The sequence below is a fragment of the Alteromonas ponticola genome (genome assembly GCF_012911815.1).
GTDB lineage: Bacteria > Pseudomonadota > Gammaproteobacteria > Enterobacterales > Alteromonadaceae > Alteromonas > Alteromonas ponticola.
This window is the reverse complement of sequence record NZ_JAATNW010000003.1, coordinates 321,154-342,924: the sequence shown is the minus strand read 5'-3', so window position 1 is coordinate 342,924 and position 21,771 is coordinate 321,154. Positions and strand designations below refer to the sequence as shown.

At 41.7% G+C, this 21,771-nt stretch carries 19 protein-coding genes; 10 read left to right on the top strand and 9 right to left on the bottom strand.

All coding sequences use genetic code 11. The annotated features are described in order from the left end of the window. The first annotated feature begins 102 nt into the window (after positions 1-102). Genes aepX through HCJ96_RS06425 form a run of 4 tightly spaced genes read left to right on the top strand, consistent with a single transcriptional unit; the run spans position 103 to position 4,547 of the window. On the top strand, positions 103-1,404 hold the full coding sequence (gene aepX / locus HCJ96_RS06440) for a phosphoenolpyruvate mutase (protein WP_169210207.1): 1,302 nt from the start codon (positions 103-105) through the stop codon (positions 1,402-1,404). Then, on the top strand, positions 1,404-2,546 hold the full coding sequence (aepY, locus tag HCJ96_RS06435; protein ID WP_169210206.1) for a phosphonopyruvate decarboxylase: 1,143 nt from the start codon (positions 1,404-1,406) through the stop codon (positions 2,544-2,546). Before aepX ends, aepY begins: the two co-directional genes overlap by 1 nt. After that, positions 2,543-3,628 (top strand): phosphonoacetaldehyde reductase, encoded by a 1,086-nt coding sequence (locus HCJ96_RS06430; RefSeq protein ID WP_169210205.1) that lies wholly within the window; start codon positions 2,543-2,545, stop codon positions 3,626-3,628. Before aepY ends, HCJ96_RS06430 begins: the two co-directional genes overlap by 4 nt. Position 3,629: 1 nt before the next feature. Then, positions 3,630-4,547, top strand: a complete 918-nt coding sequence (locus tag HCJ96_RS06425; RefSeq protein WP_169210204.1) for a nucleoside-diphosphate sugar epimerase/dehydratase — start codon at positions 3,630-3,632, stop codon at positions 4,545-4,547. Positions 4,548-4,623: 76 nt separating this feature from the next. On the opposite strand, the gene HCJ96_RS06420 is transcribed toward HCJ96_RS06425, so the two are convergent. Next, on the bottom strand, positions 4,624-5,751 hold the full coding sequence (locus tag HCJ96_RS06420; RefSeq protein WP_169210203.1) for a DegT/DnrJ/EryC1/StrS family aminotransferase: 1,128 nt from the start codon (positions 5,749-5,751) through the stop codon (positions 4,624-4,626). Positions 5,752-5,992: 241 nt separating this feature from the next. On the opposite strand from HCJ96_RS06420, the gene HCJ96_RS06415 reads away from it, so the two are divergent. Together HCJ96_RS06415 and HCJ96_RS06410 are read left to right on the top strand one after the other, a co-directional pair. After that, complete coding sequence (locus HCJ96_RS06415) at positions 5,993-7,558, top strand: glycosyltransferase family 61 protein (RefSeq protein ID WP_169210202.1); 1,566 nt, start codon at positions 5,993-5,995, stop codon at positions 7,556-7,558. Next, entirely contained in the window at positions 7,545-7,949 is a 405-nt protein-coding gene (locus tag HCJ96_RS06410) for a sugar 3,4-ketoisomerase (RefSeq protein ID WP_211162715.1), read from the top strand. Before HCJ96_RS06415 ends, HCJ96_RS06410 begins: the two co-directional genes overlap by 14 nt. Positions 7,950-8,194: 245 nt before the next feature. Here HCJ96_RS06410 and HCJ96_RS06405 read toward each other — a convergent pair whose 3' ends face one another. The 8 genes from HCJ96_RS06405 to HCJ96_RS06370 all read right to left on the bottom strand — a co-directional run bounded on the left by HCJ96_RS06405 (position 8,195) and on the right by HCJ96_RS06370 (position 16,018). Further along, positions 8,195-8,941, bottom strand: coding sequence for a GNAT family N-acetyltransferase (locus HCJ96_RS06405; protein ID WP_169210201.1), 747 nt, complete (start codon positions 8,939-8,941; stop codon positions 8,195-8,197). Positions 8,942-9,398: 457 nt separating this feature from the next. Next, a complete protein-coding gene (locus HCJ96_RS06400) occupies positions 9,399-10,160 on the bottom strand; it encodes a phosphocholine cytidylyltransferase family protein (protein ID WP_211162714.1) in 762 nt (253 codons plus the stop codon). Next, positions 10,157-10,786: a gamma-glutamyl-gamma-aminobutyrate hydrolase family protein gene (locus HCJ96_RS06395; protein WP_169210200.1), complete on the bottom strand. Its 630-nt coding sequence runs from the start codon at positions 10,784-10,786 to the stop codon at positions 10,157-10,159. The genes HCJ96_RS06400 and HCJ96_RS06395 overlap by 4 nt, the downstream gene beginning before the upstream one ends. 9 nt (positions 10,787-10,795) lie before the next feature. Then, the gene (locus tag HCJ96_RS06390; RefSeq protein ID WP_211162713.1) at positions 10,796-13,180 is read right to left on the bottom strand and encodes a PEP/pyruvate-binding domain-containing protein; all 2,385 of its coding nucleotides are present in this window, start codon (positions 13,178-13,180) and stop codon (positions 10,796-10,798) included. After that, positions 13,173-13,907: a formyltransferase family protein gene (locus HCJ96_RS06385; protein ID WP_169210199.1), complete on the bottom strand. Its 735-nt coding sequence runs from the start codon at positions 13,905-13,907 to the stop codon at positions 13,173-13,175. Before HCJ96_RS06385 ends, HCJ96_RS06390 begins: the two co-directional genes overlap by 8 nt. Further along, complete coding sequence (locus HCJ96_RS06380) at positions 13,904-14,485, bottom strand: hypothetical protein (protein ID WP_169210198.1); 582 nt, start codon at positions 14,483-14,485, stop codon at positions 13,904-13,906. Before HCJ96_RS06380 ends, HCJ96_RS06385 begins: the two co-directional genes overlap by 4 nt. Continuing rightward, on the bottom strand, positions 14,472-15,002 hold the full coding sequence (locus tag HCJ96_RS06375) for an adenylyl-sulfate kinase (RefSeq protein WP_169210197.1): 531 nt from the start codon (positions 15,000-15,002) through the stop codon (positions 14,472-14,474). The genes HCJ96_RS06380 and HCJ96_RS06375 overlap by 14 nt, the downstream gene beginning before the upstream one ends. 2 nt (positions 15,003-15,004) lie before the next feature. Then, positions 15,005-16,018, bottom strand: coding sequence for a CDP-glycerol glycerophosphotransferase family protein (locus HCJ96_RS06370; protein ID WP_169210196.1), 1,014 nt, complete (start codon positions 16,016-16,018; stop codon positions 15,005-15,007). 454 nt (positions 16,019-16,472) lie between these two features. Between HCJ96_RS06370 and HCJ96_RS06365 the strand changes: the two genes are divergently transcribed. From HCJ96_RS06365 to HCJ96_RS06350, 4 genes are all read left to right on the top strand, one after another. Beyond that, a complete protein-coding gene (locus tag HCJ96_RS06365) occupies positions 16,473-17,273 on the top strand; it encodes a flagellin N-terminal helical domain-containing protein (RefSeq protein ID WP_169210195.1) in 801 nt (266 codons plus the stop codon). A gap of 239 nt (positions 17,274-17,512) precedes the next feature. Next, complete coding sequence (locus HCJ96_RS06360; RefSeq protein ID WP_169210194.1) at positions 17,513-18,991, top strand: sigma-54 dependent transcriptional regulator; 1,479 nt, start codon at positions 17,513-17,515, stop codon at positions 18,989-18,991. A gap of 117 nt (positions 18,992-19,108) precedes the next feature. Beyond that, a complete protein-coding gene (locus tag HCJ96_RS06355) occupies positions 19,109-20,263 on the top strand; it encodes a sensor histidine kinase (RefSeq protein WP_169210193.1) in 1,155 nt (384 codons plus the stop codon). Next, the gene (locus HCJ96_RS06350) at positions 20,260-21,609 is read left to right on the top strand and encodes a sigma-54-dependent transcriptional regulator (RefSeq protein WP_169210192.1); all 1,350 of its coding nucleotides are present in this window, start codon (positions 20,260-20,262) and stop codon (positions 21,607-21,609) included. Before HCJ96_RS06355 ends, HCJ96_RS06350 begins: the two co-directional genes overlap by 4 nt. Positions 21,610-21,771: the final 162 nt, after the last annotated feature.

Genomic DNA, 21,771 nt, shown 5'->3' with positions numbered 1-21,771 from the left:
GCAGTGATATTAAATGAAGCTTAATTAAGCAGATTCAAAAACTTACGCAGACATCACTACATTGCATATTGAGCAACAAAAATCATATTAGAAGTAGAGAAAATGACGAAAAAAGTATATCTCGGAATGAGCGCTGATTTAGTCCATCCTGGCCACCTGAATATTATTAAGCGTGCAACGGAATTAGGTGAAGTGACAGTGGGTTTGTTAACTGACAAAGCCATTGCCAGCTATAAACGTGTTCCATTTATGACTTTTGAGCAACGCAAAGAGGTAATTGAAAATATTAAAGGGGTGGAATATGTGATCCCTCAGGAAACGCTGGATTATGTGCCAAACTTAGAGGCCTTAAAGCCTGACTTCGTTGTGCATGGTGATGACTGGACATCGGGCATTCAAAAGAAAACCCGTCAACGAGTGATCGATTGCCTGGCTCAATGGGATGGAAAATTAGTCGAAGTTCCCTATACCCACGGCATCTCTTCAACCCAAATACATAATGCAATGAAAGAGATTGGCACCACCCCAGAGGTGCGATTGAAGTCATTGCGTCGAATTCTTAACGCTAAACCCTTAGTCCGTTTTTTGGATATCCATAATGCACTCTCTGGGTTAATTATCGAAAATACTCGCATAGAGACAGAGAACGGCCCCAGAGAGTTTGATGGGATGTGGGGAAGCAGCCTGACAGACTCTACTGCCAAGGGAAAGCCCGATATCGAAGCGGTCGATGTTACGTCGCGCATGTCTACACTGAACGAAGTGCTTGAAGTTACCACAAAGCCTATTATTTATGATGGTGATACCGGTGGTAAGACCGAACACTTCGTATTTACAGTTAAGACGCTGGAGCGCCTCGGTGTATCGGCGGTTATCATTGAAGACAAGACAGGTTTGAAAAAGAACTCCTTGTTCGGTACCGACGTGGCCCAAACGCAGGATTCTATCGAAAACTTCTGTCATAAAATTCAGGCAGGCAAAACAGCTCAGGCGACCCAGGATTTTATGATCATTGCGCGTATTGAGAGTCTGATTCTTGATCAAGGAGTCGATGATGCGATGAAGCGTGCGCAAGCTTATCTCGAAGCAGGTGCTGATGGCATTATGATCCATAGTCGGCAGAAATCACCCGATGAAATTTTCGAATTCTGTGATCGCTACAATCAGCTTTCAAATCGAAAAACGCTCGTAGCAGTTCCCTCAAGTTATAACCAAGTCTACGAAAAAGATTTAGAGGCACGAGGCGTAAATGTAGTCATTTATGCAAATCAGCTTCTACGTAGCGCTTATCCAGCTATGATGAATACAGCGCAAAGCATCCTAACTCATGGGCGCTCGGCTGAAGTAGACGAAAATATGATGCCAATTAAGCAAATACTTGAGCTTATTCCGGGTGGTAAATAATGATTTCGCCTGCGGAGTTTTGTACGTTCCTGGCGCACAAAGGGCTAACTCAATACTATGGTGTTCCTGATTCATTGTTAAAATCTCTTTGTGCTTATATTGATAATCACTATGAGAAAAAACAACATATCATTACTGCCAATGAGGGTAATGCAATGGCGATGGCAACTGGGTTCTATCTCGGTTCCGGCAATGCAGCTGTAGTGTATATGCAGAACTCTGGGTTAGGTAATGTCGTTAACCCAATGACATCTTTGTGTGATCGACAGGTATACAGTATTCCCATGCTATTAGTAATAGGATGGCGGGGTGAACCGAACGTAAAAGATGAGCCCCAACACGTTAAACAAGGGGCGATCACCCTTCAACAGCTTGAGTTACTCGATGTGCCTCACCTGGTTGTAGATAGTACATCGACGTTTGACTCTATTGCGCTGTTGCTCAAACAAATGTATGAAGAGTCACGTCCTGTGGCATTGGTGGTGAAAAAAGATACTTTCGCGTCAGTGACGTCCTCGCCTGGTTTACAATCATTCAGTATGAAAAGAGAGAGTGCACTCTCTTGTCTTTTAGATTGCATGCATCCTGATACAGTGGTCGTATCGACCACAGGGAAAACTTCACGCGAGGTATTTGAGCTAAGAAAGGCAAAAAACCAACCTACTCGAGACTTTCTCACTGTGGGGGGGATGGGACACACCGCCTCAATCTCACTTGGTGTAGCCATGGCACAGCCTAAAAGGTTGGTGGTCGCGCTGGATGGAGATGGCTCGATGCTGATGCATATGGGGGCTCTGGCGGTAACAGGGGCAGTCGCGCCATCAAACTTCATTCACGTCGTTTTGAATAACCAAAGCCACGAATCTGTCGGCGGTCAGCCGACGGTGATCACTAGCGTGGATATTAAAGGTTTAGCAAAGGCCTGTGGCTATAAAGACTACCTGTGCTTTTCATCAGAAAAGGAAATCCAGAATTATTTTACCCGCTGTACTGAGAGTGAGGGGCCCGTGTTAGTCGAAATTCAGATTGCTCAGGGGGCCCGGGCTGAACTTGGTCGTCCCACATCAACACCAATCGAAAATAAGCAAGCGTTTATGCAACATCTTGGTAGCACTCAAAAAGCTCAAGAGCACTTGAAATGATCAAGGAAAGTGTGCCGGAGTTTAATGTAGTAATCTCTGAATCATTAACTGATACGCTAAGTCGCTTGTCTCTTGGTCGTAAACCATTATTGATAACCAGTGCTGGCTTTAGACAGAGAGGTGTGGTGGATGAAGTGCTGGCTTCGCTGCCAAATTGTTCATTCACCGTAATCGAAGATGTTTCGCCAAATCCTGAATTGGCTTATTTAGCTCGGATACTTGAGCAATATCAACGCACTGATTTTACCTCTATCATCGCATTGGGGGGTGGAAGTGTCATGGATTCAGCAAAAGTGCTTAGCCGCATGCTTGGTCAATCTTCAGCGAAACTGGAAGAGTATCTTGTTTTAAGAACGGCATTACCCAATAACGAACCGATTCCGCTTACTACCATACCGACTTCATCTGGAACTGGCGCCGAAATCACTCCTTTTGCCACGGTGTGGGACAGCCGAACCCAAACCAAATACTCGTTCTCCGATCGCATACCAGACTCAACTATTCTGGTCGCGAACTTAACACAGACACTCCCGCGAAATGAAACCTTGTACTCTGGCTTGGACGCGCTTTCTCACGCACTTGAGTCGTTATGGAACAACCAACGCACTCCTTCAAGCCAGAAGGCGGCCTTATCAGCTATTGATCATGTGTTAGATGGTTTGCCCCGGGTTCTGGCAACTCCCCAGTCACTCGAAGCAAGAAAAACTATGTTGGTAGGGGCAAATCTGGCTGGGATGGCAATTACTGAGACGCGAACTGCGCTCGCCCATGCGATGTCCTACTCGCTAACTTTGAAGTATGGCATTCCGCATGGTTTGGCCTGTAGTTTTACGTTACCTGCTTTGCTCTCACTTTTCAAAAACGAAGAGTTGGGGCTTAGCTCAGCGCAACGAGATGGGCTTGAAGATTTGTTATCCAGTCTAAAACTTGTTGATGAGGTGACACATTTTGCATCAGCAGAGCAAATAATTAGTGAGTATGATTATGACTTGGAGCCCAGTAGAGCAAAAAACTTTACTCGGCCTGTTACTTCAGCTCAGATCAAGCAAATCCTGCTATCAAGTTTGAACGAGGGGACATGATATGACCATTAAAACGCTCTTATTCGGAGCAAGTGCTGGCGCATGCCAATACCTTGATAGTGTTCAAGATAACGAGCGGGAATTTATCGGTATTCTGGATAATGATCCGACGAAAGTTGGCACGACCATTCGAGATTTAAACGTAATGGGACCAGAGTCAGTGTTAAAACTTGAATTTGATCAAATCGTTATCACTACCCAATGGTCTATGGAAGTGTATACGCAACTCACGGAAAGTTTGGGTATCGATAAGACCAAAGTACTAATTCCCAAAAAGAAAACGTTAAAAGCGCTCAAGGTTGAACCATTTAGGGATGCAAACACATTAATTCTCGGCCGGCATATCATCACATTGCTTTGCCAATTGTCAGCGAGTAAAGAAATTCCTTTAATGGTCGACTTCGGTACTCTACTTGGCATCGTCCGCGATGGTGATATTATCCCGTGGGACGACGATATTGATTTTACAATTGACAAAGATTGCGTACCTGAACTTGTTAGTGTGTTAAAGGATTTCATTGCACACTCAGAATATAACATTGAATGGCGTATTGATGAGCTCAAAAATAGAATGGGCGAGACTTTAGGGCTACTACTTTTGTTCACAGATCAAACGGGTGAGATTGCTAATTTTTCTACTTCATTTGCCTTAAGAGAGTTTAAGGATGGTATCGCACATCATATGCCGAGCTTAGGAATGTGGCACAGCCCTGAAAAGCACTTTTTATCATGTGAGAAACTCAATTGGAATGGTAGTAAAATCACCGTTCCTTTTGAATACGAGGCTTACCTGACATATCAGTATGGTGATTGGAAAACGCCTAAACAAAATATGCAGCTGACAGACTACGCAAACTTGAACAAAGTTGAATTCAATGACATAAAAGAAGCGAGTCCAAAAACTTATCCTTTGGACTAATCACTATCAATTTTAATTTTTCGTGCGAAATTTGGTAGGCTTTTCAGGTCGAATTAATGTCATCAAAATCGGTATCCTAAAGTGGGTGGTTTTCGGCATTCAGTTTAAACTTATTACACACATCGATAACGTAGCTAACCTGCTCATTATCTAATGTGGGATCAACCGGCAAACTGAGAACTACTGACTGTAAATTTTCCGTCACTGGTAGTATCGTGTGGCTGAATTGTGACAAAGCCTCCTGTTTATGAGGAGCGATTGGATAATGAACCAACGTTTGGACATCATGAGCAGTTAGCCACGCTTGCAGAGCTTTTCTGAATTCCGTTTTAACAACAAATAAATGCCAGACGTGACTCTGTGTATCATTTATAGAAGGTAAACTAATATGAGGGTTACTGATTTCGTTAAGATATCTGTGCACTATCTTTCGGCGCAATTCGATATCATTATCCAGACGAGTTAGTTTCACGTTGAGAATTGCGGCTTGAATGGCGTCTAGTCGACTATTGTACCCCACAAATGAATGTACGTACTTATCTTCCGAACCATAGTTTGCTAATGCTTTTATTAAACTAGCCAGCTCAGCATCGTTAGTTGTCACTGCGCCGCCATCGCCTAATGCGCCAAGGTTTTTGCCAGGGTAAAAACTAAATGCAGCTGCATGCCCCAGGTTGCCCGCGCGCTTTCCCATCAAAGAAGCGCCATGGGCTTGTGCAGAATCTTCGAGTACCAATAATTCGTGCTTCTCAATCACACCTCGTAAAGCTGATAAATCTACTAATTGCCCATACAAATGAACTGGAATAATCGCTTTGCATCTACTGGTTATGGCACTTTCAAGTGACGAATTTGAAATAAGGAATGTTTCAGGATCCGGTTCAACAAATACTGGATTTAAACCCGTATCGATTACGGCGAGGACGGTGGCTATAAATGTATTTCCGGGCACAAGCACTTCATCACCATCCTTTAATTTCCCGAGAATTTTCCATGCGGCCAGTGTCAATTTCAGAGCGTCCAACCCATTGGCTACACCGATGCAATATTTTGTGCCGCAATAGTTAGAAAATTTACTTTCAAAATTGGACACCTCTTCACTGTTCACATACCAGCCACTTTTTATAACTCTTTCGCACGCACTGATTATCGCATGCTCATCCCTTGCATTAATCGCTCTTAAATTTAAAAAAGGAACCTTCATTACTAATGTTTCCTCGTAAATATCCGATACAATTTGCAGTAACAGCCTTTTTTGGGATTATAAGCACCGCCAATTTAGTATCGAACTGACTGAATCTGATTGAACTTTTTACTTATAGATTAAACTTTACAGTTTGTGTTATTTACTGAAAAGAGAAGAACTTCTATAGTATCATGATAATTTAGCTGCCATTGTAAATTTTAGGATGGCTAAGCCTAACTAGTGAAATGCAGTAAGTAGTATGAAAATTTTGAAACGTGGCAGAAAAGAAAGAGTGGTGATCTTTGGAACTGGATCTGCGGCTAGAAATTTCGTGCCAACTGTGAGGTCAAAGTATGAAATTGTCGCTTATATGGATAACGATACAACGAAACAAGGGACTTTCATAGGTACAACTCCCGTATTAGCACCGTCAGCTATCTCAACACTTGATATCGACCTTATTCTTATTGCAAGTGATTTTTTTGAAGAAATCTACCACAATCTTAAAACGAATAAGCATTTTAAAACTATTCCCATTATCTACTATCGTTCAGTTGTCAGTAAAAAACCACTCTTAAAACAGTGGCGCAAATCTTGTCAGAATTTCAGTCGTAATCTAATCTGTAGATTACCCCAAAGTATCTCTAAACTATATCGTCCGTTTTTCCAATTTTTTGGTTACGATATAATTCCTACAGAAAATCTTGACGATTGTCAGTCAAATAAAATCCAAATATTTCGTCAAGCTAAACAGCACCACATAGCCGGCCCCAACTTTATTGATCGCTCACAAAAATTTGTAGAAATAACGATACCTGAAGTTGCAGCTTACCAATTTAGCGATGCCCAGATTTGTGCGATTTCCAGAGCCTTTGCAATAGGTAATAAATCACTCGTCATCGAAAAAATGCATACAATTAGCATGAAGTTTGCGAAGTACAATAAAGGGCATGTACTTCACCACTTTGAAGATAAACAAGCTCTAATTAAGACGGGCCATCAGCGCATTTTTGAAAGAGGCATTCTCATTAATGGCTATTATGACTCCAATTATTATCACTGGATAATCGAGATTTTATCTCAGTTAGAATACTTGAAAGAACTAAATGAAAAATTTGCTTCTTACCCGTTAATCATTTCGAAAATGGCATTTAAGTACGAGTCAATTAAAGAGTTAATCTCATTGTTTAATTTGCCAAATGAATTTATTAAAATTTCGTCGACAGAAACAGTAAAAGTAAAAGATTTAATTATACTTAATTCTCCAAATAGGTGTTGTCCTCGTATAAAGGGGGCGGCTTGGTCACCACCTGAATATATTTATTACCGAGATGACAGTTTAAACTATTTAAGAAATCTCGTATTGAATTCTTTGCCCAGGAGTGATGTACCAAAAATCAAACGAGTTTTTTTAGCCCCTTCAATGAAACATCGATGTTATAACCAAGATGAAGTTTTTGAAAACCTGAGCCGTTATGGTTTTAAGAAAGTTAATCCTGAAAATATGACCATCATTGAGCAGGCGACTGTTTTTAGTAATGCCGACATCATCGTTGGACCGACAGGAGCAGCTTGGACAAACATTTTATTCGCAAAGAAAGGCGCTAAGGCCTTATGCTGGATGGCAGAGGAGTGGGGGAACGCATCAACGTTTTCGAATCTGGCATATATTGTAGGAGTTCAACTTATTTATATCACATATAGAGCCGGAGTAAGCGATCATGAGAACCTTTATAGTAAAAGTTACGAACTTAATATCGATGATGTGAATTTGTGGCTAAGAGATTCACTTAATCTTACCACGGAGAAAGATGATGGACATTAAACTGGTACAGCTAAAAAGTTGTGGTGATGACCGTGGATCTTTAATTGCTCTAGAAGAAAATGCGAATGTACCATTTAACATTAAGCGGGTTTATTACATGTTTAATACTGGAAAAGGTGTTCGTAGAGGCTATCATGCTCACAAAGCGCTCAAACAGGTCGCTATAGCTGTTCGCGGTTCATGCAAGTTCTTACTGGATGATGGTAAGGAAAAAATAGAAATTACCCTGAACCATCCTGCACAGGGGCTGCTTATTGAGTCTTTTATTTGGCGTGAAATGTTTGATTTTACTGAAGATTGCGTATTAATGGTTTTGGCAGACCAAATCTATGACGAATCTGACTATATTAGAAGTTATGATGATTTTTTGAAAATGGTTGAGGAAAATTAAAATTTATTATTGTTTCGATGAGTGATTGTTGAATGTAATTATCTTTCCAAACGATTAGACGGAGGATCATTGCTCTGAATGTTATGATTGCTCTCTAGCCAACAGATATTAATGTATTAACCTTAGGAGTGGCTCAGATTTAAATACATTTCAATTCGATCAAGTTCGCTCTGTGGAATCATTCGAACTCGTTCACTTTAATTAACTAATGAGGCCGGATATTCTTTAAAATTAAGTGGAAAAAGTTATGAATGCTTTGTCTCAAGTTTTTCCCTAAGTTTTTTAGCAAAATTTAATCCAACTACTTTTGAAACACGAAAATATAAGTTTACGTCATCTTCTCCAATAATTTCTGCTCCACTTTTTTGATGGTAACTAATTACCTTTTTATTGTCTTTATTAACCTCGAATTCACTTCTACTAAAACCTAAGACATTGAAGGCAAATTCATAAATTAATATGGCCGTTTCCATTGCAGCAAAGCGTGTCTTATTACCATCTAATATCCAGCTTCCCCATTCAAATACATCACCGTCGAAATTATAAATTCTTACCGTCCCACAACGAACACCAGTCAATCTGTTTTCCAGAATGAAATAGAATGATGTGCGTTCGACTGCATTATTAAGTAAATATTTTTCGATATACTCCTCTTGAGCTCTAACATCATTGGTGACCTTTGAAATATACCTGTTAAAAACATCATCCATACGAAGCGTAAAAATGTACTCAGCATCACTTATTTCAACTTCACGAACGTTAATTGAATATAAATCTGGATAGCTTGAATATCGCTTAGCCAAATTATTTTTCACGTGAGTTGAATTAACTAAGGCAAGTTTATCGAGAAGATATTTGTCACAACTGGGATTCAAAGCAACAACAGCGCATAATTCATTATTTCCCAATTCAATAATTTCGTCTAGCTCGTGAGTGTCAGTCCCGGGATCACCCGCTTTTCGAAAAAGTTCTTTAAATTTTTTTTTGGTCATCTACATTTTCCTACTAACAACACTGTTAAGGCTAAAAAAATTAACCTTAATTTCTTACTAGTTTAGTATAGAAGTTTAAATAAGTTAACGGATAATATTTTTTGCTCCATTTTATTATTTTAAAACTATTCCATTTAAAGTCTTCGCAATTTACTGACTAAATACCGACTTTAAATCTAAATTTCTACTTAGCTTGCGGTTATAATCTACTATTATCATCTTTCTGTTGCCATATTCAAGATTACATGCTTTGGAATAAGAAAAGAAAGATCAGGTGCTGAGTTTCCCATACATACTTGCATTTGATTAGCCCAAATTATGAAATAGTGGTCTCTTCATCTAACTAACGAATAATCTTTTTCACTAAATGAATGAGACCGAATAGTGGAGGTGAAACGGTTGTGACTTAAAATAAGTGTAAAAATAAACGAATGAGTGTTGATTTATTAAATTACATCTATTCTCGCCAATCGTGAGCCCAATCTGATTGAAGCTTCAGTTGAGTTTCGTAACAGATAATGTCACTGGGGAGGTCAACTTCAACCCAACCACCATTAACGTCAACAGTAGCTATATTATGACCGGACGTTATTAAGTCATTTAATAAAGATGTCATGTCTTTAGATTGCAGTTCTTTAGAAGGTAGGGATAACAGATGCGTTTTAATCTCTCTCCAGCTTTCGGCAGAAATTTTTAGCAAACCCATATATTGACCTTCAATTTCTGACAAATTCGTCGCCTTTTTACCTATTGCTTGTAGATGGCCATTAATACATTTAAATTCCTCTGCATCATCTAATGGGTTTTCAAAGCGCAAATTCCACAAATCTAGCCATGATTTGTCATTGGTAATACTTAGCCCTGACGGTGATGCTTTTAATTTTGCTATGATAGATGAATGATATGCAATATCCCCATAGCTTACGATAGTGTCGTGTTCAGATAATAGTGGATCGGCACAAAGCAGACTACTCACCATATTACTACTAAACCAATTGTCGTTTACGAAAGTGGGCAATTGATATTTGTTAAATGCTTCGGCTTGATACCCAGCTACTAAATGAATATCTTCAATTCCAGCTTGTTTTAATGCTTGCAACTGCCATTCAATTAGGGGGGTGCCAGCTAAAATCGTCATGGGTTTTGGTTTATTAGCGGTGAATTCGCCTAAACGGGAGCCACGTCCTGCTACTAAAATTACAGCTTTCATTTTACTCATTCGTTAAATAACCAATTAAATATTGCTCTATCGAAGTCAGAGCAATTAGATTCTCTTTCTGGGTGCCACATTATGCCTACTATTTTTTTATGTACGTCGATGATTCCTTCGACGAAACCTTCATCATCTTGTGCCATTACTTGTACGAGAGCATCCGATGGAGGGAGTAAATGGCTATGAAAAGAGTTAACTTCTAAGGAGCGTTCACCGCCGAATGCAAAAGGTAGGTCTGACGAAAGTTGTACTAAGTGTCTTGTTGCAACGTGCTTTGTACTTGTATTACCTTCTACTAGCTTTCCGCCTAGCTGTGAATATATTAATTGCAGACCTCGACAAATACCCAGAATGGGAAGTTGCTGTTCAATAGCGAAATTTAACAGAGTTATTTCTGAATTATCACGCCGAGGATTCATGCCTAGGCTTTCGCCTCCACTAAAGATCAATCCTTCGACATTATGGAGTCTGGCATATTCAACAGTCTCGGCTCCTAAATTAGGTAACAATATCCAATTATGGGTAAAGCCCAATTTCTTAAGATAAGTATACCAATCTATAGCTAATGCATCTCTATACTCGATATATTTCGTTGAATTGCTTGATCTGAGGGTAATGCCAATTTTCCTCACAGCTTATCCCTATAGACTTTTTATGGTTTTTTCTGCGCAATTTAGAATTGCGCGTCCATTACTGATGATACGATTAAAAACTTGCTCTCCACATCCAATAGCGGCTGGAATAGCAAATTCAGCACATCTTATTGCCATATGCGAGTTTACTCCGCCAAACTTCGTTACCAAGGCGGCAATATTTTTAGTGAAAATCCAGTCATAGCCGGGATCGGCATTCTCGATACAAACGATGCAGCCAGCCAGATCTGTATGAACCGGCGTATCCTGTTTAAGCAAAATTACCATACCTTCGACTCTGAATTGAGTGATAAAATTTGGCATGCTTCGATGTATAGGAACTACATATACATCATCAACTCCACTAATTATATGGCTAAGTTTTAGTGATCTAGCCGCCTGTAGACTACGCTTTGTTTCCGCAGCCTGGTCAAGCATTATTCGATCTAAATCTTCTAACGCTGGGCTCAGCCTAAGGTTGAGAATGGACTCAATATCAAGAAAAGCAATATCTTCCTTCGCCAATCCAACATCAGCTCCCCATAACGTGAGTTCACTCAGCGCGTTTGATAAGCTTCTGGTAAATACAAATTTACTATGTTCTCTATTGACTATAGCTGTGCGTGCATATTGGATAAGTTGTTCTGCATCAATTTCGTATAAGTTTTTTGACAGTAAATTATTTAAACCGTTTTTTTCCTCTGGAGTAAGCTGAAACTCTCGGCTTTCGGAAATAGGTTTCAATTCACCGGAAACGGTACTAAACAAGTCGACCCATTCATCATAACGCAACGAAGTGATGTCATATGTCCCTGGTCGCAGATGTCCGAATTGATGCAAAAACGTTGAAGCGGGGAGCTCGCCGGTACAAACTGCATTATAATCACTGGTTAAATTAGAGGTAATGGTTTGTAGCGAGCTTTTAAATTCTTGTATTCTTGCGCTGGATAAAACATTAAGTTTGGAAGCTGAGTGTAGGAAACTTTCCGCAATAAAAGCATGACGCGCGATAATTGAAAACGCTTTGGTTCCTAATTGACGGCACTGATATAAAAGCTGGGTAGCTCGTTCAAGATTATCGGTTTCACCATTTAGCATCTGCCTGCCATCGAGTGATTCTAACTTATTAATCATAGCCAATGCGCTTGTTAAAGAATTATTGCCCTCTCCAGGTTGCAAGCAGTCTTTTGTAAGTTGCCAAAGGTGCATTCTAAACTCTGCTAGCTCAACTTTATCCAGTAATCCGGAATAGCGTTCCTCATAATCGAGGTCAAAGGCGAAATCTACACAGGTTTGCGCAACAGCAAACTCAACTTTATCATGTAATTCGGGATTCGCGGTTAAGCGATCAATCCAGGCATTAACCAACTTATGCTTGATCTTCTCAGGTAATTTGGCAGGAAGGAAAGAATTAAAACTATTACGCACATCAATATATGGGTGATGATCAATAAGGGTCATCAACTCTTCATTTTGTGGATTGTAATAGCCCATTTGTTGACGCGCTTCGCGCCACACATCACGAGTGATGAGAAAACGATATAATGACGCTGCCAAAGGCGAAGGACTTGTACCAATGATTTCTGCCGGGTTCCAATCGGGCATGACCCCCAGTAACGTTTTACGCCCATATATACCTAAGCGGGGTTTATTTCTTTGTGCAATAAATTCGCGTATGTAGCCTAGCTTCCTTGCAACTCTTCTCTCGGTGACTGGATGCCAAGTGTTAGCTAAGCTAATTTGACGCACTTGAAGAATATAAACCGTGCCGCCTTGACTAAGAACAAATTCTATATCTAAGGGAAGGTTACCGCAGAATGATTCGAGTTCTTTGGTAGCTTCAATCACTTTTTTTATACGTTTTGAACGGATGTACTCTAATTCTGTTTTACGGTAAATTAAGACGGTCTTTTGAATACCCACCCCTCCGGTTATTGTATCGGTGAGGCCGCTTTCATCATCATAGTTTACAACATAATATGGCGCGCCTAGCTCCATATCATGGGTCATGATAACACCAGAAATATCGACATTGTCTAACATAGGTTGTATGAGCACTTGGTCATTACTTCGGCCATTCTCACCATATGAGGAGATTACATTTTCAATTGACTTAAGGAGTAGCGCTTTATCTTGAGAAGGGATATTTAAACAACTCTCAAACGCGCCAGCCATCGATTCTTGTTTGCCATCTTCATACTGTGAGCTGCTTCGAATAATTAGAGGCTGCGCGGCACCAAAATCAACAATTTCTTGTAAGATCTGTTCTTTTTTTACATTCCATTCATCAATGGTAAAGAAATAAGAGGGGAGTACGCTGGACATCTTCAATTTAGAGCGTAAGCGGGCTAATGTTTCAGCTTTAGTACCAAATTTAAATAGAATGTCAGTCAACCTTACTTCCTTCTTTTACAGCTTCATGATCTGACCAAAGAATCGCAAGATGTTTTAGCAGAGGATGAATAATATAGTAAGGTGTCCTATTCGATGACTGTATCATTGCGTCATCATGTAAATTCGATATGTCACGTTTTCTTAGCACTTCTACCAACAGGTCAGCTCTGATCATCGTGTCATATAAATAATCGATGTCCAGTTGTTTGGGAGGCGAAGGATAAGTTTTCTTTGCTATTACAGGCCCCGTATCTATAGTTTCGTCTAGTAAAATCGCGCTGGCACCACAACATTTTTGAGATAACATTTGGTAGTAAATGGTTGTACTTCCGGGAAAGTCAGGTAATAGACCTGAGTGGATGTGCAAAGTTGGTGCAATATCAAGCAATCTCTTTGGTACAATTTGCCCGCCATAGCCAGAATAAACAATGATGTCCGGAGCTAATTCTTTTAACTTTGTTAAAAGTGCTGGGTTATCCAGCGATCTCAAGTCGCAGTGCCATACAGGCCATTCTGTTAGAGCAAGGCTTTGCGTAAGATTTAAGGATAAATCTGGGCAAAAGATATCTCCATCGTTATGTTGCAGTTCCCGCTTCGTGCTTAGCTTAATGTCATTGTTTCCGTATACTACCACGGCAGAAGGGCTGATTTTCGCATTAGACAAAGCCTGCACGTAGGCGACTGAACGGGCTGAGTGGGCGAGGAGTAGGACCATCTTTTTCGTCATATCAAGTCCTTACTTTTCATTAATTCTTCCAACACTGCCAATTCATTCTCTATAAGCCAAGCTAGGTTCGATTGTTGGATCTCGGTAAGTTTTTGAGATTGGGATAGAATGGTATCTTGAAGTTTTAAAAAAGCGTTTAGGTACTGAAGCTTACCATATTTGTTAAAGGTTAAAATAAAACATTCTGCTAGTTTTATATATAAATCCAGATCGGTGTACAAGCTATTCTGAACTGGTCTATGAGGCGCAAAAAGGTCATAACCACTATAAACACGCTTTGTCACTTCAAATTTTTTCAATAAACGCGCTAACCATTCTCTATGAGGGCCTTCGATAAAATTATCAGTGTGTTTAACGAATTCGCAAATCGCATTCAGTAGACTTAGCGTATCTGTGGTAGTCAAAGAGTTTCCATTCGATTGTGCAATTTGCTTAGCTTCTGGTAATAAAGCAAGTTGACTAAGCCTATGATTGCGCCATGCATGGACAAATGAATGAGCAAAATAGCCACTGTAGCTATAGTTTTGAGGCTTTTCTAATAAGTTTCCGGCTGCATAAGGGTAACTACTTATAGTCATACGTTTCTTTCAAGGCGTTGATTATGGAGGCGACATAATTACTTAAATCTGTCTTTTGCATGCTGTTTTTTATAATTAAATCAGGGGCGCAAGGTGGGTTATACTCTATATCTACCCCTACGACATTATTGATTTCACCTTTAAGGGCTGACTTGTATAAACCCTTGTTGTCCTGTTCAATTAGGAGAGGCAAGGGCGTATCAACAAAAACCTCAAAGTATTGTTTAAACTTTTGCCTATTCTGTTGCGTTATTTCACTGAACACCGACAAAATACAGCATACAACATTTATTTCCTGACTTTCTAACCAGGCACACATCGCTTGGATACGCTCAGCATTAAGTTTTCTGCCCTCTAAGCTGTAAGCATTGTCCCCCTTGTCATGGCGAAAGATACTTCTAATTTCGTCACCATCAATAAACACTGTATGTTGATGCATAGTCTTCATGGAGTGATACAACCTTCGGCCGATTGTTGTTTTTCCTGCTCCAGACAAACCTACTAACCAAATTACCATTATCACCCCTTCGTCATGGTTAATATCTGCTGAACATTTTGTATCGCTACAGCAGCAAGGTCAGCACTAAATCCATAACTAGGATAGAAGTGTTGTCGTCTTAAAGCCTGGCGACTTGTGGCCTGTTTTTGCCAAACCTGTTCTTGTGAAAGAATCTTTTCAATCTGCCAAGAATGCTGAGCATCAATATTGACAATTTGATTGCGTAATAGAATGTCGGGTGAATCTTCTCCTGTCAATGCGTCGTCCTCAGCGTTTGGCATATTGAGTAATAGCAAGGGCTTGTCTAAGTATATAGCACCAAAAGCAGGCCCACCATAATCTGCAACTACCCAGTCTGAGACCGTATATAAGTTCAAGTTGTCGTAAATTTCAGTAATAACTTTGGTAAACTTAAATTCTTTTAGTTTATTTACTCGCTCAGGTTCTTCTTCTGCTGCTAAGGGATGGGTTTTCACAATTACGTTATATTTTGTTGATAATAACGACATAGCAGGCGCAAATTTGTCAATTGAAGACAACTCTTTCCAGGTCGGTAGCCAGACGATTGTTTTCCTTCTTTCATCAAGGCCCAATTCTCGCTTTATCTCATCCTTATTGAGCATATCTGTAAAGTACCCGTCATAACGAGGATATCCCATTTGAAAAATGGTGGCTGAACAACATTGTTTCAGCCTTTCTGCTTGGTAAGGACCGAAGCACAAAATAAGATCGTAGTCATTGTTCCAGCTCGAAAAGTTATGTTTAGCTTTGCCTAAAGCATACATAAATCGGACTTGCATTACGCCTAACGAAAAGTTGATTGATTTTCGCTTGTGCTCAAACATAGAGTGGTTTGACACGAGTACCGAATATTTCTGCTCACTCTCCAGAATGAGCTCGTGGTCGACTGCCCGAAATCCTTCTGAAGCTGCCATATTGCGGCTTATCTCGCGGTTGTTCTGTTCGCCAAATAGTACTAAGTCAAAACTATTCTTTTTAAGTTTTTTCCAAACAGGCCGGTAATGATTAAACATTTCAGGGCTATGTATAAAAAAACCAATTTCACGAATGTTAATACACCACTCCTTCTATAATGGTCAAAACTAAACTTTGAGGGAATTTGCTTGGTAGATTATGAATAACAGCTAAACTTAAAACAACGTTGGATGAAATTAATTGATTAGAATTTTGTACAGCGAGATTGTTCTAATTGCCATTCCTGCTTAGGTTAATTAAGACCCCATTTCAGCTAACTGTACTGAATTAATATTAACTGAGGTTGAGTGATTTGTTATGTTGAGATGTTCACATATGGTAAAAAACTTTGAAAATATGCTAAATCGCGTAGGTGATGTTTGAGCTATGAAGCTGTCAATTAGGAAAGTATTCGTACGTAAAAGAGTGTATAGAAAAGGATACTTTTATAGTTTCAGTACTCTCCTTATTCAGATGATTTTGTGCTAGCATCATTGTCAGAGGTGCATACATATGATTAATTTCGATCCTAGCCCAAACATGAATATGCTTCAGCAGATTCAGGAGAAGCAAACCAACCTGATGGAAAAACTGGCATCAGGGAAAAAGATGAACAGTGCTGCAGATGGCGCGGCCGCGCAGCAGATCATTGACCGACTGACTTCTCAGGTTGAAGGTAATCGTCAGGCCATCAATAATGTGTATGATGGTATTTCGCTTTCACAGGTTGCCGAAGGCGGCGTGGCTAACATCAATGATGATGTGAGTCGAATTCGTGAACTGAGTATGCAGGCTGGTAACGGTATTTTAAGCTCTGCTGACAGAAAGGCGATCCAATCGGAAATTACGCAACTGCAAGATAATATCAAGCAGACAACCGAGCAGACGAATTTTGCTGGTAAACCACTGCTAACCTCAGATAATGACAACAGTTTTCAGGTGGGCGCCAATAGCGAGCAAACCATCAATGTTCGTTCACAGGATATTTCCGCACGCTTAAGTGATGTATTAAGCATTGATGTGTCTACCCAATCAGGCGCTTCTGCTGCACTGGATTCAACCGATGCGGCGCTGGAAAATTTGAACGAATACCGTGCTGAGCTTGGTGCTACGCAAAATGTGTTGGAAGGTACGGCACGTAATTTAGGTCAGGCTGATGTGAATGCCGCGGCAGCGCGTAGCCGTATACAGGACACTGACTATGCACAAACGGTATCTGAAAGTGTCGCCAATGATGTGCGTGGGCAGGCAGCATTAACTGTGCAGGCTCAGGCTAATCAGCAGCAGGGGCAGGTATTAGCGCTGCTTAGCTAATATAACGCGCTGTTAAAAAGCAGGGATGACCTGCTTTTTTTGTGTCTGCGACAAACAAATTTTGTTTCGCGGCGCCTCTTTATTTTATTCAGAATGAAAACTACCTTTTATAAATGCGGTAATTTTGGTTGTTTCTTCAGCAGTGTTGACACAAGACAGTTGTGTTTGGAACTTTTGCCGCTACAATCATGCAGATGCGCTAAACTCTTTACAATAATAAACGCGTTGTCGGGGAATGAATGAAGGATATCTTGCTCGTTAGTGATAACGGCGACCTTTTAACCAGCTTTGAAACTATCGTTACCTTCATTGGCGAAACCAGTCGGCAGTGCGGTATGGCGGAGTGCGAAAAGTCGTTGCAGAATCATGCTGCGGCAGCAGTATTAATCGATTGTACCGACGCGCACAAACTTGAACAGCTGATTAAACAATTCCCACATACTCCCTTCATAGCGGTGACCAATGATCGTGAGGACATTTCTGATCATCAGAACCTGGTAAGCGTGATCGGATTGCCCATTACTTATCCGTTACTGACACAAGCGATTCACCGCTGTCAGGAATATACCCGCAGCAAGCCATTCCAGTCTAAGATGCCGGGTACAAAAACCCGGTTGTTCAGAAGCCTGGTAGGCAGAAGCGAACAAATACAATACGTTCGTCGGCTGGTGGAGCAAGTTGCGCCCACTGATGCCACCGTGCTGATTTTAGGTGAGTCCGGCACGGGCAAAGAAGTCGTAGCACGTAACGTACACTTTTTGTCCGAGCGTAAAGATGGCCCCTTTATTCCGGTTAACTGTGGTGCCATTCCCGGCGAGTTACTTGAAAGTGAATTATTTGGTCATGAAAAAGGCGCGTTCACCGGTGCTATTGGCGCACGAAAAGGGCGTTTTGAACTGGCTGAGTCAGGTACGCTGTTTCTTGATGAAATCGGGGACATGCCACTGCAAATGCAGGTCAAATTACTGCGGGTTCTGCAAGAGCGCACGTTTGAACGGGTAGGGGGCAATGCGCCTATTCAATGCAACGTTAGAATTATTGCGGCAACTCACCGTGATCTCGAAGAAATGATCAAAGAAGATCGTTTCCGTGAAGATCTCTATTATCGCCTGAATGTGTTTCCTATCGACAGTCCGGCCTTGCGTGAGCGAAAAGATGATATCCCATTGCTGTTACAGGAGCTGATAAGCCGTATTCAGGGAGAAGGCGTAAAAGGCGTGCACTTTACTGAACAGGCGATTGCTTCGTTGATGGAGCACCCGTGGGGCGGCAATGTGCGCGAGCTCTCCAATCTGGTAGAAAGGTTAAGCATTCTATATCCAGGCCAGGTGGTTGACGTACAGGACTTACCGCCGAAGTATCAATATGGTGATGTACAACCCTACCAACCTGACTATCCCGAAGAGCTACTCGAGAGAGATGCATTCAACGCCCTGTTTGCTGAAGCGGCTAGTGCGGAAGACGGTGAAACAACCGATGACTATAGCGAACAAGCAGCTGCCTCACTGCCGGAAATGTCAGATCTGCCGGAAGACGGGGTAAATCTGAAAGAGTATTTGTCAGATCTTGAAATCAACCTTATCAAGCAAGCGCTTGAGCAGCAAGATTGGGTGGTCGCCAGAGCGGCAGATAAACTGGGTATGCGCAGAACCACATTAGTTGAAAAAATGCGCAAATACGAAATTAGTCGCGAAGAACATCTTTCGTCAGATAATTGACAGCCCTTCCTTTACTTCCTAAAACGTAAGCTTTTGAATTTATTGGTGTAAATAGTGGCACATCTCCTGCTATATCAATTCTGACGCATATTGCGTCTGCAATTTGACGAGGATGGTATGGCATACGAAAGCAGTTTTTTCGGCACTCCCTTACATGAGCAACATTCGCTCACCCAACGCTTCTATTCAGTTGATGACGCAACTGCGCATGCTGATGAGCTGTCTGCCGGTGAAGAAGTGGCGGCACTGCGTCAGCAAGCTAATCGTTTGTCCCATTTGTTACAGGTATTGCCCGCAGGCGTAGTGGTTCTGGATGGGAAGGGCATCGTCAGGCAAGTAAACAGCCAGGCAATCGCATTATTAGGTGAGCCCCTTGAAGGTGAACTATGGCGCACCATTATCAGTCGTTCATTCAAACCTCAACCAGATGATGGCCATGAAGTCTCACTGATTGATGGCAAGCGCGTAAAGCTTTCGATTACGCCGCTGGTGGATGAGCCCGGCCAACTTATCGTAATTACCGACCTGACAGAAACACGTCAATTGCAGTTTCGCGTCAGTCATATGCAAAGACTTAGCGCGCTGGGCAAAATGGTTGCGTCCTTAGCGCATCAAATTAGAACGCCGTTATCCGCAGCGATGCTGTACGCCTCCAATTTAACTCGCAAAGGCTTGCCAGAAGCGTCACGTATTCAGTTTGCACACAAGCTCAATGCACGCTTAAAAGAGCTGGAAAGTCAGGTTAATGACATGCTGTTATTTGCCAAATCGGGTGAAGAGCAGGTAGTAGCACCCATTACGTTGACAGAGGTCATACAGGCCATTGAAGCCACTGGTACTTCAATTACGGATACCGCCGCGCAATCACTTAAATTCGTTGGCTTTGAACAGCGTTTACAGATTATTGGCAACCTGACGGCATTACAGGGCGCGCTGCTAAACTTAATTGAAAATGCCAGTCAGGTGTCGCCAAAAGGAAGTTGTATTAAGGTGCATGCAGAAGTTATCAATAACATGGTGAATATCAGTATTGAAGATGAAGGAAAAGGCGTTCCTAAATCATTATTAAATAAAATTTTTGAGCCATTCTTCACCACCAAAAGTCACGGTACAGGATTGGGTTTGGCGGTCGTAAAATCAGTCACCACTGCCCATAAAGGTCAACTGTCGGTAGAAAATAAACCCGCCGGTGGCGCGCGTTTTATCGTTGCCTTGCCTTTTGAGCCTATTCAACAGATTCCGTTAAATCGTCTTACAGGAGAACACGCATGAGCAACAGTACTATCCTAATCGTCGAGGACGATGCCGGTTTACGTGAAGCCTTGATGGATACACTGCAACTGGCCGGATATAATCTGGTTTGCGCAGAAAGCGCAGAGCAGGCGATGCTAGAGCTAAGTCAGCAAGCGATAGACTTAGTGATAAGCGATATTCAAATGAGTGGCATGAACGGTCTGAAACTGCTGAAAAATATTAAGGCTAAGTTTCCGCAAATGCCGGTGCTGTTGATGACCGCCTACGCGACCATCGACGATGCCGTCCAGGCCATGCGCGATGGCGCAACAGATTATTTGTCCAAACCGTTTGCGCCGGAAGTGCTGATCAATCTAGTCAGCCGTTATGCCCCGGCTGAAAAAATAGAGTCGCGTACCCCTGTGGCAGCTGACCCCGCCAGCTTGGAATTATTAACCCTTTCACGCAAAGTAGCCAAGTCAGATGCTACTGTGATGGTGCTTGGCCCGAGTGGTTCAGGTAAAGAAGTGCTTTCGAGATATATTCATGATCAGTCCCCGCGTAGCCAGGCACCCTTCGTAGCAATAAACTGTGCAGCGATTCCTGAGAACATGTTAGAAGCTACCCTATTTGGCTATGAAAAGGGGGCCTTTACAGGGGCAGTGCAAGCTTGTCCGGGTAAATTCGAACAGGCGCAAAACGGCACCTTATTGCTGGATGAAATCACCGAAATGGATTTGTCTTTGCAGGCCAAACTACTGCGTGTGCTGCAGGAAAAAGAAGTCGAACGTTTAGGCGGTCGCAAAATGGTACAGCTTGATGTCAGAGTCATCGCAACCAGCAATCGGGATTTACGTCAGGCAGTAGCCGCCGGCGAGTTCAGAGAAGATTTATACTACCGTTTAAATGTCTTCCCAATTGTGTGGAAACAGCTAAGTGAACGACCCGGAGATATTGTGCCGCTGGCAGAACATTTGATCCAGCGCCATGCACAGAGCAAGGGCACGGGTAAGATTAAACTCAGTGCCGCGGCGCGTAATAAGCTAACTCAATACACCTGGCCCGGCAATGTCAGAGAGCTCGAAAATGTGATCCAGCGCGCCTTGATCCTGTGCGAAAGCGATACTATCGATTCGTCTCACCTTATGCTGGAAATGGCAGCCACTCTGGCAAGCCACAATCAGGATGCTGTCAACGCTATTGATGAAGATGTTAGTCGGTTAGGTAATGAACTGCGTCATCAGGAACATCAAATTATTCTTGATACGCTGGAAATGTGTAACGGTAAGCGCAAAGATGTGGCAGAGAAGTTAGGCATTAGTCCAAGAACCCTGCGCTACAAGCTTGCCCGTATGCGTGAAGAAGGTATTGATGTACCCGCCTGATCTATCAGGCGCCCGATTCGCCGCGCTAGTCGCGGCATTTTTTTGCGTTTCTTATTAGCTTCCCAGGCCGTCAACTTTTTGGCTTTTTATTTAACTTGCTGAAATTATTGGATAATTAATGTTGGCCTGGTAATTGCTGAAATGAAAGTAACTAACGCAATA

What these genes read in the sequence shown, in the direction of transcription:
- aepX (WP_169210207.1), top strand. Translation starts at nt 103, where the DNA reads ATGACGAAAAAAGTATATCTCGGAATGAGCGCTGATTTAGTCCATCCT.
- aepY (WP_169210206.1), top strand. Translation starts at nt 1,404, where the DNA reads ATGATTTCGCCTGCGGAGTTTTGTACGTTCCTGGCGCACAAAGGGCTA.
- HCJ96_RS06430 (WP_169210205.1), top strand. Translation starts at nt 2,543, where the DNA reads ATGATCAAGGAAAGTGTGCCGGAGTTTAATGTAGTAATCTCTGAATCA.
- HCJ96_RS06425 (WP_169210204.1), top strand. Translation starts at nt 3,630, where the DNA reads ATGACCATTAAAACGCTCTTATTCGGAGCAAGTGCTGGCGCATGCCAA.
- HCJ96_RS06420 (WP_169210203.1), bottom strand. Translation starts at nt 5,751, where the DNA reads ATGAAGGTTCCTTTTTTAAATTTAAGAGCGATTAATGCAAGGGATGAG.
- HCJ96_RS06415 (WP_169210202.1), top strand. Translation starts at nt 5,993, where the DNA reads ATGAAAATTTTGAAACGTGGCAGAAAAGAAAGAGTGGTGATCTTTGGA.
- HCJ96_RS06410 (WP_211162715.1), top strand. Translation starts at nt 7,545, where the DNA reads ATGATGGACATTAAACTGGTACAGCTAAAAAGTTGTGGTGATGACCGT.
- HCJ96_RS06405 (WP_169210201.1), bottom strand. Translation starts at nt 8,941, where the DNA reads ATGACCAAAAAAAAATTTAAAGAACTTTTTCGAAAAGCGGGTGATCCC.
- HCJ96_RS06400 (WP_211162714.1), bottom strand. Translation starts at nt 10,160, where the DNA reads ATGAGTAAAATGAAAGCTGTAATTTTAGTAGCAGGACGTGGCTCCCGT.
- HCJ96_RS06385 (WP_169210199.1), bottom strand. Translation starts at nt 13,907, where the DNA reads ATGACGAAAAAGATGGTCCTACTCCTCGCCCACTCAGCCCGTTCAGTC.
- HCJ96_RS06380 (WP_169210198.1), bottom strand. Translation starts at nt 14,485, where the DNA reads ATGACTATAAGTAGTTACCCTTATGCAGCCGGAAACTTATTAGAAAAG.
- HCJ96_RS06375 (WP_169210197.1), bottom strand. Translation starts at nt 15,002, where the DNA reads ATGGTAATTTGGTTAGTAGGTTTGTCTGGAGCAGGAAAAACAACAATC.
- HCJ96_RS06370 (WP_169210196.1), bottom strand. Translation starts at nt 16,018, where the DNA reads ATGTTTAATCATTACCGGCCTGTTTGGAAAAAACTTAAAAAGAATAGT.
- HCJ96_RS06365 (WP_169210195.1), top strand. Translation starts at nt 16,473, where the DNA reads ATGATTAATTTCGATCCTAGCCCAAACATGAATATGCTTCAGCAGATT.
- HCJ96_RS06360 (WP_169210194.1), top strand. Translation starts at nt 17,513, where the DNA reads ATGAAGGATATCTTGCTCGTTAGTGATAACGGCGACCTTTTAACCAGC.
- HCJ96_RS06355 (WP_169210193.1), top strand. Translation starts at nt 19,109, where the DNA reads ATGGCATACGAAAGCAGTTTTTTCGGCACTCCCTTACATGAGCAACAT.
- HCJ96_RS06350 (WP_169210192.1), top strand. Translation starts at nt 20,260, where the DNA reads ATGAGCAACAGTACTATCCTAATCGTCGAGGACGATGCCGGTTTACGT.